This window comes from Candidatus Nanosynbacter lyticus, from assembly GCF_030253515.1.
Classification (GTDB): domain Bacteria; phylum Patescibacteriota; class Saccharimonadia; order Saccharimonadales; family Saccharimonadaceae; genus Nanosynbacter; species Nanosynbacter lyticus_A.
Map to the genome: position 1 here is coordinate 505,152 of NZ_CP124549.1, position 14,347 is coordinate 519,498.

Genomic DNA, 14,347 nt, shown 5'->3' on the forward strand with positions numbered 1-14,347 from the left:
TTTGGCGGGATATTTTTTGCGTTAGTCTTCCTGCGCCGGTCGGTCGATTAACTCTGGCTGTGTTTGGTGGTCGCCGCCAGTAATCCGCACCACGTCTTTATCAATCTTGCCCAGCTCTTTGTACGAATTATTATAATGCCCGACAGTCGTACTGAGGCTCTTGCCCATCTTGGTCATCAGCTCATCAAACTTTTTGATGTGCACGCCCAGCTGGCCGACGCGTACCTGAATATCTTTGGCCTGCTCTTCAATTTGTAAACTCCTCAGGCCCTGCAGCACCGTCTGCAAATACGCTAAAAAGCTGGTCGGACTGACGATAATCACGCGCTTGTCACGAAAGGCATATTCGATCAAATCGCGACTCGAACCGCCCGCCCCGACATTGTTAATGAGTAAGTCATAATACAGCGACTCACTCGGGATGAACATAAAGGCAAAGTCCATAGTATGCTCACGCGGGCGGATATATTTGCTGGTTTCGTCAATGCGCCCCTTGAGGTCTGCCTTCACCTTATTCAGCCACAGCTCGCGCTCAGCCTTGGTCTCGGCGTTAATCATCCGGTTGTAATTTTCCAAGCTAAACTTACTATCCACCGGCAACATCTGCCCCTTGTCTAGAAAAATAACTGCATCAACAGTCTCGCCATCCTTGAAGCGGTATTGCATCTGGAACTGCTTGGCAGGCAGTACATTATCCAACACGCTTTCCAGGTAGAATTCGCCGAACACACCACGCTGCTTCGGATTTTGCAAGACATTTTGCAGGGTCTTTAGGTCAGTCGCCACGTCGACCACCCGTTTGTTCGTCTCATCCAACTTGGCCAGCCGCTGTGTTACGTCAGCCACCAATTTGGCACTTTCCGATAGCTGCTTTTGCACCGAAGTTTGCACTTGAGCATTGCTGCGCTCTAATTTGTCGCTGACTGATTCATTCAGTTTGGCGATAGTTCGCCCCAGCTCCACCACGTCAGTTTTGATGAGCTCGACTGATGATTGCTGTTTCAGCTCGCTTAACTTCGACTGCAGCACAAACAATGTCGCACCTAACCCCATAACGATAATACCTAAGAGAATAATGATAATGATTTCCATACTCTTAGTGTACAGGGATTACAGAGACAAGACAACTCGCGCCAACAGGACGAATATAGCCAAAACGATAATCGCCGCCACGTTGCCGCGGGTCCGGTTCAGCCACATCGCGGTTGCGTATACGAAGCCAAACGCCACAGTTGTTATCATCAGCGACAACCACCATACCTCAGCAGTCGAGACGCCGACACCCCACAGTGCGCCAACCGCAGCGAGTACCACGAGCAGCGGCCGCCTGACTCGATTGAGGGCGATAATCGGTACGAGCATAACGCTGACCAATACCAGCGCAACGTAGGCACCAATTTGCGCACTGTTCGTACACATTGATGGGTCGGCCGTCGGGCCACAAATAATCTGCTTTAGGATAAAGCGATCAAGCGCCAGGGCAATCAGCCATGTCACGACACCGCCAACCATACCGCTGATGACAACTCGCCAGAACACCGCCGGCGTCACGGGAAACATATAATCTGATTCTTCCTCGTGAAAAACTTTCTCAAACCACTTCACAATAGATACAACTATACCAATAATTTGATAAAACCGCAACCCTATTTTGCAGTGCGTGACGCCTGTCGCAACGGCATGTACCAGAATATGCCCACCCAAGCGATAATGAGCCCCCCGGCCACATCAAGCGGCGTATGCACCAATGCCACCACCCGCCCTATACCAACCAGTAGCGTCATCACTAAACAGGCCACGGCCCACCCTCGACACTTCGCGCCGAACCACACCGCCAGCGTGATGGCCATCGTGAACAGGGCGTGATCAGACGGGAAGCCCGGATTATCCAAAAACGAGGCGCCAGCACTCACGCCCGCCAGTTCAAACGGACGGAGGCCTGATGGCTGATATAGCAACCCGATAATTTTTGCTGCGACGAACGCCGTCAGCCCCGCCATTAGCACTCGTGTATACACTTGATGGCGCCGATCTCGCGGTACGTGTCGGATGAGCGTATACATCCCGATCAACACCACCGGGATCACCAGCCCGTCGGCAACAATTTTCACCATCCATGAAATATCCATAAGCCCCATTATACCCTGCTGGGCGTCGGCGTCAAACCCTGCGCTCGACCCGCTGGCTTGCGCCGCTTTACCATCCGTAGTATAATCAGACACGCGTTGGGGATTCGCCAAGTGGTAAGGCACCGGGTTCTGGTCCCGGCATTCGGGGGTTCGAATCCCTCATCCCCAGCCAAGAAAAAGGATTGACGTTTTGTCAATCTTTTTTCTTACGCTTTGGTTTGGTATGAGCCTGATGGTCAGTTGATGTTTCTTGAGATTTTACCGTGGTCATCGCACCCTGGCCGAAACCACTTGCCCATATTGCCAAAATCCACACGCCGGCCAGAAACAGGAGCGACCAGCTACCGCCCGGTAGGTCAAACGTCGCCCCAAATATCATTGATACTCCGTGACAGAACGCCATGCTTTCTAGCAGCGTCAACAGCAGTAGCGCCACGACGCCCATCACGGCACTTACTTTTCTCAGTCTAGCCGATATATCCATGGCGAGTAGAAATGGTAGCGCCCCAACCTCTGTGACAACGAGAACGATAGCGCACACTGCCGCCAGCATGCCCGGCAGTCCAGCGAGCATTGATGGAAACTTATCAAACGAGAATAGCTGGCTCAAGACGATGACGAGAATGTATCCAGCAATAATTCGCCGCACGATCTGCACAACTGACATTGGCTGCTTGGTCACTGTTTTCTTCATAGATACAGTATACCGACCCGCCTTAAAAAGCTCAAGCTTGTTGTATTATTTACCAAAACGCTTGCTTTTTTTACTAAAAACACGTACAGTAACAACAAGCGAACGATACAAAAACAAACACTACTGACGTTTCTTTCGCTCTACGACATCCACCACAACAAAATACCGTTACGAGTATGTAGCGGTATTTTCCGTTGTTGGATAAATCACAACGCTATATATAGCGTATACGTGCTATAGTAACAATATGAAAGAATATCGTGAGTCGAGAGGGTTTGTTGAGTTTGGTCCAAAAAATACCGCACCCGTACCATTACCTGCCATTAATGAAATTGAGCAGATTCGTAAAACATATGATCCAGGGGCAATCACTGAGCTAGCGACTTCAATTGTTCACGAGGAAGACGGTAATACTTGGTTCGATATGTACAATCCTCTCCTAGCCGCCTGCCTCACACCAGAGGAGGCGGAGCAATACCTCAAGGAACACGCTGCGTTTCATAAAGGATCTCAGTCAATCGATAATCTCACACCGGATGATGATGGTAACTACGTCATCCTAATCTCTGGGCATCGTCGTAAACGCGCTATCGAGCAGCTACTGAGCCAACATGGCATTGCGCCGGAATGCACCCTAGTAAATGTCAATCTTCGCCGTGGCATTACCTTCGAGGAGGCACTCGTTGCCCAAGTGCGCGAGAATACGCACGAGAAAGTGTCACCTACTGAAACTGCCAAATATATTGAGCAACTATATATCTACCTCCGAGACAAAGAAGGGGCACAACCAACCTACAGGCGACTGTCTATGATGACCGGGATTAGTGAAGGCATTATTAGTACTGCGCTACGGTTTCAACGCTTACCGGAAAGTATCCAAAAACTCGCTACCACTCATGGTGATATCCTCCCCTACTCGACTCTCGTCAAACTCGAGCCGCTAATGCGCAAACGAGGTGAGCTGTATAAGAAGTTGCTCTCGCTCGGGCAAACCATGGACGGGGAAGACTGTGAGACCTATGTCGAGAATCACCTTCATATCGTGGCGAATACCATTGTTGAAGACCTCCTTGGCGCCAAGAAGCGCAATCACTATATTGAACAGCAGATTAGAGACCTAGAACTACGAATTATCAATGCCCAGCCCAGCTTTGACCTTATAGCAGAAACCAGCTCTGGAGCTCAGCGAAAGACATCAGAGACCCGCCTCGGTAAGACAGCCGTATCGGCCATGCGGCATGCCTGTCGAGACGATCCAAGAAATATGCCGCCCGAACAGCTAGCTGAACTCGAGGAGTTCGTCGCAAAAGCCAAGGCATTAGCGACTCCTGCTGTCAATGGCTACGAACAAGAGTCGCTGCTATCCGCCTAATCAACAGTTGCTTTTTGCGACTGCTGTTTGCGCCACTCAGCGATTTTGCCGTGATGCCCACTCAGTAAGACTTCCGGTACTCGCAAGCCATTAAATACCTCTGGCCGAGTGTACTGTGGATACTCTAGTGTTTCGCCGTCTGAGAAACTCTCAATCTCCGCTGACGTTTCACCGCCCAGCACACCTGGCAGCAGCCGCACGATCGAATCAATAATGGTCATCGCCGGCAGCTCGCCGCCAGTCAGCACAAAATCACCGATACTCCACTGCTCATCAACCAATTCCATAATGCGCTCGTCAACACCCTCATATCGCCCGCAGATAATGATAAGCCCCCGGCCCTCATCCGCCACCACACGCGCCATCGCCTGCCGCCAGCGCCGACCACGTGGACTCATTAGGACAACCTTTGCACTCTCGTCACGCGACCTGGCGAACTCCACCGCCCGCCACAGTGGCTTGATCATCAGTAGCATGCCATCGCCACCGCCATACGGCGTATCATCCACCTGCCGACGCGGCCCCAGACCAAATTCACGCAAGTTCACCGTCTCGAGCGAAACAATACCGTCTTTTTGCGCCTTCCACATCATTGAATTTTCAAACACTCCAGAGAACATTTCGGGAAACAGGGTAATGACTTGAAATTTTCGCATACCTTTTATTATACCGCGCCCACATAGAAACCACCAAAAAACCGCCCTCTAGCCAGGCGGTTTTTTAGCACAAATAAGGCTCTCAATGGTTACCCATTGCTCGCATAGAGCTGTTCTCGCATATTGTCTGTGCTTGAACTAGTTATGATTATATATCAAGGTCGTCCAGTTCTGCAAGCTCTTTTCGAGCATTTTCTGTATAAGAAGAGCTATTTTCCACAGTTTCATCTGTTGAGTTGTCCACAGAATCATTATCCGAAGCGGTAGTCGTAGCTTGTTTAGCACCTGTAAAGCCGTCATTATTGACAATTTTCAGGTTGTAGCGCGCATCATTTTTCGTCCCCAATGCCCTGAGCAGCGTCCGCAGACTTTGCGCTGTACCGCCACGCTTACCGATGACCCGACCGAGATCCTCTGGGTTGACCGTCAGCGTGAGTAACACCCCTTTTTCGTCAATCAAACGCTCGACGACGACATCTTCTGGATGCCCAACCAGCGCCTTTACTACGTATTCTACAAATTGCTGATCTATCGTTGACATACTGCCCCTCCTTGGAATTAACTGTACTCCTAGTATAGCATAGGCGATTTGCCGAGGGCAACTATGGCAATTGGCACTTTTTGGCGCAGTGGGCGGTAATGTTCGCTTTGTGCTCAGCCTCGGTCTTCGCAAAATAAGTTATGTTGTCGTCGCCGCTCAAGAAATAAAGGTAATCCTCCTGGGCTGGATCGGCCGCAGCATTCAGTGCCGCGAGACCAGGCGAAGCGATTGGCCCAGGCGGCAGCCCCTTGTGAATGCGCGTATTGTACGGTGAATTAAGCGTGTGCGAGCGAGCGACGCCAGCCTTATCGGCGGCATAATGATAGGTCACGTCTGACCCGAGTGGCATATCCTTTTTCAGACGGTTATAAAACACGCTGGCAATCCGCCGCATATCCTCACAGGTCGCTTTACCCGGGCAGCCAATTGACTCGCGCTGAACAATCGAAGCCAGCGTCAAGCCCTGATACAGCGACAGCCCTCGCGCCGCAAATTTTTTCTCGAGATTATTCTCAGCCACCACCCGGTCTAGCTCGCTGATGGCCCGCTGCAAGGCCTGCTGGGCGGTGGCGTCTGACGGCAAGAAGTACGTATCGCCATAGATATAGCCCTCGAGATCGGCGGTCGCTGGCTTGCTTTTCATGACCGCACCGGTATACGTAGCGGCGAAGGCGGCTGTAATTTGCTCATCGCTGTAGCCAGCGCGCTTGAGGGCGCTGGCTACAGCGGTCTTTTGAGTAGCGGGAGTCGAGGTCTTGTCGCGTAGTGTTGCCCCTGGATAAAATAGTACCGAACGCCGATCCGGTTTGCCACCGAGTAAATGCTTAAGCACCGACGCCACATCTTGATCTTGTGTAAAGCTGTACACGCCCTTGTTGAAGGTGCCGGTAACGTTATTTAACTTGAGGTAAATCGTCATGGCAAAGGCGCTGCGAATAATTTTTTTATCTTCAAGTTTTTTGGCGATAACCTGTGCCGTGTCGCCACTGGCGATTTCGACACTAATTTTTTGCCGCGCCCCGGCGTTGACCGGACGAAGCATTTGTTTGTACCAAATGACGCTGCCAAGTATCACCACACCCGCCACCGCGACAACTGCCGATACGATAATGAGCCACAACCGCCGTTTTTTGATCTTCATTTTCTTCATCCGTGCACCTCCAAATAATCTTGCAAAATAATACTCGCTGCCTCGGCATCGATGTCGCCTTTATCTTTGATCTTGCCAGCTAGGCGCTGTTCGGCCTGAACGCTGGTTAGCGACTCATCCTGATAAGCGATCTCGGCATCAATGTCCAGCTGACCCAACCGCCTAACAAAATCGACCACGAACTCTGTTTGTTGTGTTGGCTCACCAGACTGATTGCGCGGATAGCCGACCACTACCAGCGAGATATCGTGCCGCAACATGATCTCTGCCAGCTCCTTCATGGCCCGCTCGTCATTAGCCACCCAGCCAAACGGTACCGCGATCCGCACCTGTGAATCGGCCATAGCTAAACCAATCCGCTTCTCGCCCACATCTAGCGCTAGAAAGTTTTTAGCTTTCATTGAGCTTAAATTCGATGCTTATTCGTTTGGTATCATTTGGTACGGTGCGCACCCAGAACGGAGAGAATTTCACATCAACATTTTCAATACCCTTGATGGCTTCGAGCGCCGACTGAATGTCGCCATAGCTTTTACCGCGTGATTGCTCCTTGACCTTTTCCTCATCAATGGTCGGGCCGACAACGGCATTGGCAGTGATGTGAGTAATAAAGTTACCGCCCTGACCGCTGAACTGTGCAAACTTTGCGCTATCAACACCATCTTTATAGATTTTTTGCGACTGCTTGCCCTCTAGTTCCTTGTTGGCGGTCGCCTTGAGGTAGGTGCTTAGCTCTGATTTTTCGATACCAACCATCGAGGCGGTTACCACTGTTTTAAGCGTCACTGCACCAGTCGCTTCACTATCAACGGCGACACTTGGAGTTGGCGCACTACGCTGTTCTTGGTAGCTTTCTTTGATAGCAACAGTTGATCCGCCGAATGACTGCTCGACCTTGGTGCGAAGAGAGTCGGCCTTTTTTTCGTTCAATAAATCGCCGGCACGCTTAACATCGTCGCTGCTAACCACCGTCACCTCACGACTACTACCGCCCGAGGTCTCGCCAACAAGTGTCGCGTTAACTCCTGATGGCATTCCCGATACCGAACCACTTTCACCGTTATATTCCGCCCCGATATTGGCAGCCGTCACCATGACCGTTGAGCCCGAGGCATTGGAGCGACTAAACGTCACCGCGCTATCGGTCGTAAAGGTCATCCCGCCGCTTGTACGAATCGAGGTACCGGCCGGAACAGTCTTATCGAGCAGGCTGATCGAGTCAGTTGCGATACGCAACTTACCCTTGGCACGCTCACCAACTTTCTTCCTTCCGGTCGCCGAAAACTCAACGGACAGCTCTACTTTTTGCTCCTGTCGGCGGGCCTTGATCATGTCAGCGGCCGGGTCAGTCGCCCCATCAGTCTTGAGCGTTACTTTCTTATTTACCGTCACGGTTGTTGTCTTGGCCGTGATAATTACTCGCGCGTGCGGCGCAAACCAAATTGCCCATATCAAAAACCCGATGAGTAGCAGCGCACCGCCGCCGATCAGCAGAAACTTTTTACGAAATAGATTAAAGTTCGGGACTTTTGGCGCTGTCTTGTTCTTGTTGGCGTTATCCGCCGGTTTTGAGGTCTCGTCGTCTTGCTTTTTGGATGAATCAGCGATGGCTGAATCAATCGCTTTATCCGTTTCATCAACAGGTTGCGCGCTCTTTTCTAGCTCGCCAACCGGTAGCTCGCGCCCGTCGATGACGTCATTTTCGTCGTCCACCTTCAGTACCGGCACCTCGGCCATTTCTGGCTTGCTCTGGAGCGTCTTGGCCACCGGAATTTTGGCTGCCGCCGCGAGACCAGACAGAATCGTATCACCAGTAATCAGTACGACTCGCTTATTAACCGACGCGGCCGTCCGAGCGATAAGCCGCATATTAACCGCACTACGCAACACACCAACTCGCTTGGGCGGCACCAGTGCGATAATCCGTTCCTTCGACGCCTTTATCTTGCCAACAATGGCAGTGATATCATCTTCGACGTCAATGTAAATAACATCTTTATTCATCTATATTTTAAGTAATCGGTTAACTTTATCCATCAAGCCATGAGCGTCTTGATTACTTACCATTGTATCATACCCAACCCGCAGCAGGCCCATCACCGTGATAAATGTGTGATCCGTGATATCACCGGTCGTATCAGTGATACCGATGACATCGGAGGGCTTGATATGCTGAATGGTTGGCTTTTTCGTAAACGGCAGTTCCTTGTACCATGGCTGATTGGCGAGTGCATCAACCAGCTGCTGCAAGCTCGCGCCACCGCCACACAGCAAAATTCGGTTCGGCAAATGATCGACGCTGTCAAAATCACCGAGTGCCAGCTCAACACCCGACAGCCATACCTCAAGTGTTTTATCAATTGCCTCGTCAAGTTTGCGCTTGAGGGTTGGTTTGATGTAACCATTATCAGTATTTACCTTCAACTTTTCCGCCTCTTTATAACCCAGATCAAGGTCCGTCGCAATCATCCGCGTAAAGCTCCGCCCACCGATGCCGAACATCTTGGTGCCCTCAACGCCGCCGTCATTGACGACCGCAATGTCAGTCGTGCCACCACCGCAGTCGATCAAGATCGCCGTAAAATTAGAATTCGCATCTGTACCGAGCACACTTCGGCTGACTGCAAACGGCTCGGCCGCCACGGCGATTAGCTCCAGCGCTAACTCGTCGGCCACCTTTTCCAGCGCTCCGATATGCACCATTGGTGCAAATGCCGTATAAATCTGTACCGCGACGTCCCGCCCCTGAAAACCGATCGGGTTTGACACCTTGTAGCCATCAATATGAATGCTGACCAGTGCTGAATTAACCAGCTTTACCTCGACGTCCTCGTTGCCAGTTTCCAGCGCAATCTGCGCCTGCGCCTTGCCCTGTGCTCGTTCCTGCACCTTCTCAATGATGAATTCCATCTCGGCAACATCCAGTGGTTTATCGGGCTGCGGCCGGCGATAGCGAATGGTGTTGGTCACGCCCTTGACCAGCTCACCGGCAATACCGATGATCACCCGCTTGGCCTGAACACCGGCCTTATCCTCAGCCTCGGTCAGTGCCGCCTCGCAATTGGTCACCACACCAGCGATATCAGCGATCGCGCCTTGGTGCATGTCGCCCAGATTCTGCTGCGCCCGACCAACTCCGATGATCTCGATATCATCATCCTTGATCTCGGCGATCAGCGCCTTAATATACTCCGTACCAATGTCGAGACCGACCAGGTACTGGTGTTCATCTTTGTCTGTCTTCTTGAAAAGCCTATCTAACACCATAGTCTTTATGATTATATACCATTTGGGTGTGGATTGGCTAGTTTTGACAAAATATTATTTAGTTGTATAATACATATTATGTATTCTGCATTCCGTCATGATGGTGACACTTTATCATACACTGCGTCACGCAAACTGTCCGCCGAGCAGCGTGATACCTTAAAACGTGAAATTATCGGATTACATGCTGATACTGTTAACAATACCTGTACACCCAGTGCTGTACACATCACAGGCACATATCGCGAAAAGGATACGATACTGCACCTAGCTGCTCTGAGAGAACTTATCGCCAGCGGCCTAGCCTTTGCCGCTGACCTTGAGCTACGGGAAGGTCAATTCGGAAGACGGCTCGTTCGGCCAAAGCATACACCAACCTGGACAGGCCTCCTTAGTAATGAAGATATCGTGGCCGCCCTTGGCGGAGTCGACTCCATCCGCACAAGCGAATACTATACAAACCCCACACGTAAGGTTAGTGACAACACCATGTGGCAGTTGCTTGATGAAATCCCCATGATAGAGAAAGATCGTCTTACTCGTTTTTGTAGTGAATTTTTTGAACCAGCTGTTGGGCTTGGAATGACCGATGTGGTCGCGATTGATGCTATATATAAAAAGACGCGGTCAAAATCCACCTCAAAACCACGCACCAAAGAGCGATATGTACTGCGCAATAGTAAAATTCTACGGGAAGTCGGACAGCAAGCAATCAAAGATACCCTCACCGTTGTCGTAAACCCGTATACCGGTGTAGTTGATGCCCAGACAATAATTAGTCCATCAACGACGCACGGACACCTTCTCCAGACTAATCCAGACACAATAACTGATCGCGCAGTTCAAGCCTGCAAACGGCTCAACGAGACAATTCGTACAGACAACGACCCGTTTGCTATATTGGAGCAGCTTGATAGATAACGCCTTTAGCCCACGATATCCTACCTCTATACAAAACTACAATCAAGAAGCGTCTGCAGCGCCCTCACTAAGAACAGCCTTAATCCGCCGAATCCCAGCAGCACTCGCCTCTTCTTTAGTGATGGTGAAGCGCTTACCGCCCTCAGCCAAGACGCCAGTGTGTTCGACGTGTGGGCCGCCGCAAACTTCGAAACTAACGACATTATCGCCCTCGCCGATAGAATAAACTTTCACTTCATCACCGTAGCGCTCGCCAAAGGCGCCGATTGCGCCCATATTCAGCGCCTCGTCAGTCGGATAGACGGCAAAGCTGACTGGTAAATCAGCGTCGATCCAAGCATTGACTTGATCTTCTACTGCCTGTTTTTCCTCTGGCGTCAATTTATCGTGATTGAAATCAAAGCGTAGGCGCTCAGCAGTGATATTGCTGCCGTGCTGTTGCAAATCCGGTGCATCGAGGACTTTGCGTAGCGCTGCTCCCAACAAGTGCGTCGCCGTATGATATTTCAAATGAATCGGATCGTGACCCTCCAGGCCGCCGCTAAATTGCCCCTTGCGTGCTGTCTTGGAGCGTTGGCGCTGCTCAGCCATTCGCGCATCAAATTCAGCGCGCCAATTATCAGAAAGCTTGATGCCTTGTTTATAGGCCTCCTCGGTACTCAGCTCCACCGGAAAGCCAAACGTATCATATAGCGTAAATAGCTCTTCGCCAGTTAAGCCATCGTCGATATAATGCTGCATCTGCTTTAAGCCTTTGCGCAGCGTTTGGCGGAAGGCTTTTTCTTCCTTGACCAGCACAGCGATGATACTCTCGCGGTTTTCCTTAACCTCTGGGAAATCTGCTTCATACAAATCAGCAATCACCGGCACGATTTCCTCGAGGAAATTCTGCTCAATTCCCAGATCGAAACTATAGCGAATCGCCCGGCGCAGTAAGCGGCGCATCACATAACCCTGCTCCTTATTGCTCGGCACGCAGCCATCGACCGCCATAAAGGTAGCAGCCCGCAGATGATCAGCGATCACCCGCATACTTTCGGTATGTGAAGCGTACTGTTTGCCGCTCAAATCCTGCAATTTCTCGATGATTGGCCATAGCAAGCTAATCTTGAAAACATCAGGGTCATTATTCACGGCCGCCGCAATTCGCTCCAGGCCTGAGCCATGATCAATGTTTGGCTTTTCTAGTGGCTCAAACACACCGTCCGCCACCTTTTTGTAGGCCATAAAGACATTGTTGCCAATCTCCATAAAACGACCACAATCGCAGTTCGGATGACAATGCTCGCCAAACTTCGGATCATGCTCGATAAAGTCAAACTCATAAAACATCTCGCTATCCGGCCCACACGGATCACCAATCGGCGTAGTTTCCGGCCCACCATTACGACTCCACCAGTTCTTGCTGCTATCATAAAAGAAAATCCGCTCACCCGGATGAATACCGCGCGCTGCGCCCTGCTCCTCGCTACCAATATCGGCTAGTCCAGCCTCGATGCCTTTTTCGACAAACTTCTGCTGCCATAACTCGGCCGCTTCAGTATCCCTGGCGATATTATATTCCGGCGCACCAATGAAACATGTCACGTATAGCCGCTGCGGGTCAAGCCCAATTTCTTCGGTCAAGAACGTCCACATCCAATTGATCTGCTCTTGTTTGAAATAATCGCCCAAACTCCAGTTACCGAGCATTTCAAAAAACGTCGTGTGGCGGTTGTCGCCGATATCATCAATATCTTGTGCTCGCAAGCACGTCTGCGAATCAGCGATCCGCTTGCCTTCAGGATGCGGCTCGCCCAGCAAATATGGGATCATCGGCTGCATGCCCGCACCGGTAAATAGCGTTGTCGGATCGTCGGTTAGAATCAGCGGCGCGCGCTTGATGACTGCATGAGCCTGTTTGCGGTAAAAGTTGAGGTATTTGAGGCGAATTTCTTGAGCGTTCATAGGAGCAATTATAGCACAAGTCGCCTCAGACACTCTGGATCTTTATGAGCGTTTTTTCCGCATCATCAGCACTGCACCGCCGACAACAGCAGCAACCCCAGCCCCGATCGCTACCAGCAAACTCGTACCGGTATCGGCTAGCTGACTACCCGACTGACCCTGCGAAGCGCCCGGCTGCCCTGGTTGACCCGGCTGGCTAGGAGCACCTGGATTGCCTGGCGCCGTTGGCACAGCGTTCCACTTAGCGTATAGCGTGAAGTTAGAATTTGGCATCGTATGGACGTTAAAGTCCCACTGCATCAGATAAGTTGGATCAGCGTACCACCCAGCAAAAGTATAGCCAGCCCGCGTCGGATCAGCTGGCCGCACCGCTTTGGCAGTGTAGGCGACCGTTTGAGATGGTACCGGTGAGCCTGAGCCGGTATCAAACGTCAGCGTGTAGGTCGGGCACTGCTTGGCATCACCATTGATCGTCCAGCCATGACCACCGTCGGCCACTGTCTTTTGCAGCACTGCATGCGCCGCCTCCGCCGTACAATATTTCAGGCTAGCCGCACCCAGCGTCACTGGTGACTTGAGTACTGCGTTATTCCAGGCAGTCAGTGTTGCGTCGTAATTTTGCACCGATAGCGCCGTATTATCAAGCATATTCGCCCCGCCAGCATACGGATTCCCCGTAACATCTTGTAGCGAAGTCAATTGCCAGCCAGCCAGCGACTGGTTGAATGCCCGCGCATTGGCCAACATCCGCACCATAGCATGTGCCTTCGTCATATTCCACAGCCCGATCGGCTGATTGAACGAATTTGCCCACTCGAACATACTATCAGCGTATTCAAGTTTTGCAGTATTCCAGCTGGCAATTGACGAACTGCCGCCGTTATTGAACGCCCCTGCATACGCAAACATATGGCCAGCGCTCGTCACATTTCCCATGTTCCACGAACCGATGTTTTGGTTAAACTGTCCGGCGCCATGGAACATATTAGCGGTTGTCGTCACATTTGATGTATTCCATTGCCAGTTGGCACCCTCACCCTTGAGCGAGTGAGCCGTGTCGAACATGCTCTGTAAGCTCGTTACGTTCGTGAGATTTGGCACGTCAGTCGCCTTGACGTCCATATTCTCAGCGCCCCGAAACGCCGAGTCCATGCTGCGCCACGCACCCGTTCCCCACTGGTCAACTGACATGATTTTCAAACGATCACCGGCATTATTCACATAAATCTGCGGGAATGTACCGCCGATACGAATTGTGTGACGACCCTCGTCGCTGTATGTACAGGTATGGCTACCGGTCACACCCACAGCGTCAGGAATACCGTCATTGTTACAGTCGACCGTATAATTATATCCCCCGCCTGTCACCGGTATAGTAAATTGATCGGTGTTTGATACGCCTGGTTTCGTGGTGTCAATCGTCATGACAAAATCAGTATTGTTAATTGGATCAGCTTTCGCTGGCTGCGTCATCGCAAGTAGCGTCAGGCCACTAACACCGAGCATGATAACTCCCGCCGTTAGTATCGGCAGTGCGCGCATACGTCGTCGTAAATATTTCATAAACCCCCTATCATATTCAAGTTACTTCGTTGTACTATTACCTCAAATAATACGTGACTAAGCCCTCCATTGTCAAGAAAATCCCGCCCTCATCGCGGACGGGAAAT

At 51.1% G+C, this 14,347-nt stretch carries 14 protein-coding genes and 1 tRNA gene; 3 read left to right on the forward strand and 12 right to left on the reverse strand.

Annotation, left to right across the window (positions count from 1 at the left end):
• Positions 1-21: 21 nt before the first annotated feature.
• The 3 genes from NLML1_RS02700 to NLML1_RS02710 are packed head-to-tail and all read right to left on the reverse strand — an operon-like array spanning position 22 to position 2,222.
• Positions 22-1,092 (reverse strand): DNA recombination protein RmuC, encoded by a 1,071-nt coding sequence (locus NLML1_RS02700; RefSeq protein WP_285441285.1) that lies wholly within the window; start codon positions 1,090-1,092, stop codon positions 22-24.
• An 18-nt stretch (positions 1,093-1,110) separates the two neighbouring features.
• A complete protein-coding gene (locus NLML1_RS02705) occupies positions 1,111-1,605 on the reverse strand; it encodes a hypothetical protein (RefSeq protein WP_285441286.1) in 495 nt (164 codons plus the stop codon).
• A 41-nt stretch (positions 1,606-1,646) separates the two neighbouring features.
• Positions 1,647-2,222, reverse strand: a complete 576-nt coding sequence (locus tag NLML1_RS02710) for a phosphatase PAP2 family protein (protein ID WP_285441287.1) — start codon at positions 2,220-2,222, stop codon at positions 1,647-1,649.
• Between the two features lie 4 nt (positions 2,223-2,226).
• Between NLML1_RS02710 and NLML1_RS02715 the strand changes: the two genes are divergently transcribed.
• Positions 2,227-2,301: transfer RNA gene (locus NLML1_RS02715), tRNA-Gln, on the forward strand.
• 21 nt (positions 2,302-2,322) lie between these two features.
• On the opposite strand, the gene NLML1_RS02720 is transcribed toward NLML1_RS02715, so the two are convergent.
• Positions 2,323-2,823: a hypothetical protein gene (locus tag NLML1_RS02720; RefSeq protein WP_162323463.1), complete on the reverse strand. Its 501-nt coding sequence runs from the start codon at positions 2,821-2,823 to the stop codon at positions 2,323-2,325.
• 247 nt (positions 2,824-3,070) lie between these two features.
• Here NLML1_RS02720 and NLML1_RS02725 point away from each other — a divergent pair, with 247 nt between their 5' ends.
• A complete protein-coding gene (locus NLML1_RS02725) occupies positions 3,071-4,195 on the forward strand; it encodes a hypothetical protein (protein WP_285441288.1) in 1,125 nt (374 codons plus the stop codon).
• Here the strand turns inward: NLML1_RS02725 and trmD are convergent.
• The 6 genes from trmD to NLML1_RS02755 form a co-directional block, all read right to left on the reverse strand.
• Positions 4,192-4,851: a tRNA (guanosine(37)-N1)-methyltransferase TrmD gene (gene trmD, locus NLML1_RS02730; protein WP_285441289.1), complete on the reverse strand. Its 660-nt coding sequence runs from the start codon at positions 4,849-4,851 to the stop codon at positions 4,192-4,194. The genes NLML1_RS02725 and trmD overlap by 4 nt on opposite strands.
• A 148-nt stretch (positions 4,852-4,999) precedes the next feature.
• On the reverse strand, positions 5,000-5,392 hold the full coding sequence (locus NLML1_RS02735; protein WP_285441290.1) for a KH domain-containing protein: 393 nt from the start codon (positions 5,390-5,392) through the stop codon (positions 5,000-5,002).
• Between the two features lie 61 nt (positions 5,393-5,453).
• Positions 5,454-6,533, reverse strand: coding sequence for an endolytic transglycosylase MltG (gene mltG, locus NLML1_RS02740; RefSeq protein ID WP_285441291.1), 1,080 nt, complete (start codon positions 6,531-6,533; stop codon positions 5,454-5,456).
• A gap of 5 nt (positions 6,534-6,538) precedes the next feature.
• Positions 6,539-6,943 (reverse strand): Holliday junction resolvase RuvX, encoded by a 405-nt coding sequence (gene ruvX, locus NLML1_RS02745; protein WP_285441292.1) that lies wholly within the window; start codon positions 6,941-6,943, stop codon positions 6,539-6,541.
• Positions 6,933-8,546, reverse strand: coding sequence for a baseplate J/gp47 family protein (locus tag NLML1_RS02750; RefSeq protein WP_285441293.1), 1,614 nt, complete (start codon positions 8,544-8,546; stop codon positions 6,933-6,935). The genes ruvX and NLML1_RS02750 overlap by 11 nt, the downstream gene beginning before the upstream one ends.
• Positions 8,547-9,809, reverse strand: a complete 1,263-nt coding sequence (locus NLML1_RS02755) for a cell division FtsA domain-containing protein (protein ID WP_162323469.1) — start codon at positions 9,807-9,809, stop codon at positions 8,547-8,549.
• 78 nt (positions 9,810-9,887) lie between these two features.
• Between NLML1_RS02755 and NLML1_RS02760 the strand changes: the two genes are divergently transcribed.
• On the forward strand, positions 9,888-10,730 hold the full coding sequence (locus NLML1_RS02760; RefSeq protein WP_285441294.1) for a hypothetical protein: 843 nt from the start codon (positions 9,888-9,890) through the stop codon (positions 10,728-10,730).
• A gap of 42 nt (positions 10,731-10,772) precedes the next feature.
• Here the strand turns inward: NLML1_RS02760 and NLML1_RS02765 are convergent, their stop codons facing one another.
• Together NLML1_RS02765 and NLML1_RS02770 are read right to left on the reverse strand one after the other, a co-directional pair.
• A complete protein-coding gene (locus tag NLML1_RS02765; RefSeq protein ID WP_285441295.1) occupies positions 10,773-12,677 on the reverse strand; it encodes an alanine--tRNA ligase in 1,905 nt (634 codons plus the stop codon).
• Between the two features lie 42 nt (positions 12,678-12,719).
• A complete protein-coding gene (locus NLML1_RS02770) occupies positions 12,720-14,240 on the reverse strand; it encodes a BspA family leucine-rich repeat surface protein (protein ID WP_285441296.1) in 1,521 nt (506 codons plus the stop codon).
• Between the last annotated feature and the right edge of the window lie 107 nt (positions 14,241-14,347).

Bases quoted from the DNA above. Each gene is read 5' to 3' on its own strand.
- ruvX (WP_285441292.1), bottom strand. From the start codon at position 6,943: ATGAAAGCTAAAAACTTTCTAGCGCTAGATGTGGGCGAGAAGCGGATT.
- NLML1_RS02700 (WP_285441285.1), bottom strand. From the start codon at position 1,092: ATGGAAATCATTATCATTATTCTCTTAGGTATTATCGTTATGGGGTTA.
- NLML1_RS02750 (WP_285441293.1), bottom strand. From the start codon at position 8,546: ATGAATAAAGATGTTATTTACATTGACGTCGAAGATGATATCACTGCC.
- NLML1_RS02765 (WP_285441295.1), bottom strand. From the start codon at position 12,677: ATGAACGCTCAAGAAATTCGCCTCAAATACCTCAACTTTTACCGCAAA.
- NLML1_RS02725 (WP_285441288.1), top strand. From the start codon at position 3,071: ATGAAAGAATATCGTGAGTCGAGAGGGTTTGTTGAGTTTGGTCCAAAA.
- NLML1_RS02755 (WP_162323469.1), bottom strand. From the start codon at position 9,809: ATGGTGTTAGATAGGCTTTTCAAGAAGACAGACAAAGATGAACACCAG.
- NLML1_RS02735 (WP_285441290.1), bottom strand. From the start codon at position 5,392: ATGTCAACGATAGATCAGCAATTTGTAGAATACGTAGTAAAGGCGCTG.
- NLML1_RS02760 (WP_285441294.1), top strand. From the start codon at position 9,888: ATGTATTCTGCATTCCGTCATGATGGTGACACTTTATCATACACTGCG.
- mltG (WP_285441291.1), bottom strand. From the start codon at position 6,533: ATGAAGATCAAAAAACGGCGGTTGTGGCTCATTATCGTATCGGCAGTT.
- NLML1_RS02720 (WP_162323463.1), bottom strand. From the start codon at position 2,823: ATGAAGAAAACAGTGACCAAGCAGCCAATGTCAGTTGTGCAGATCGTG.
- NLML1_RS02770 (WP_285441296.1), bottom strand. From the start codon at position 14,240: ATGAAATATTTACGACGACGTATGCGCGCACTGCCGATACTAACGGCG.
- trmD (WP_285441289.1), bottom strand. From the start codon at position 4,851: ATGCGAAAATTTCAAGTCATTACCCTGTTTCCCGAAATGTTCTCTGGA.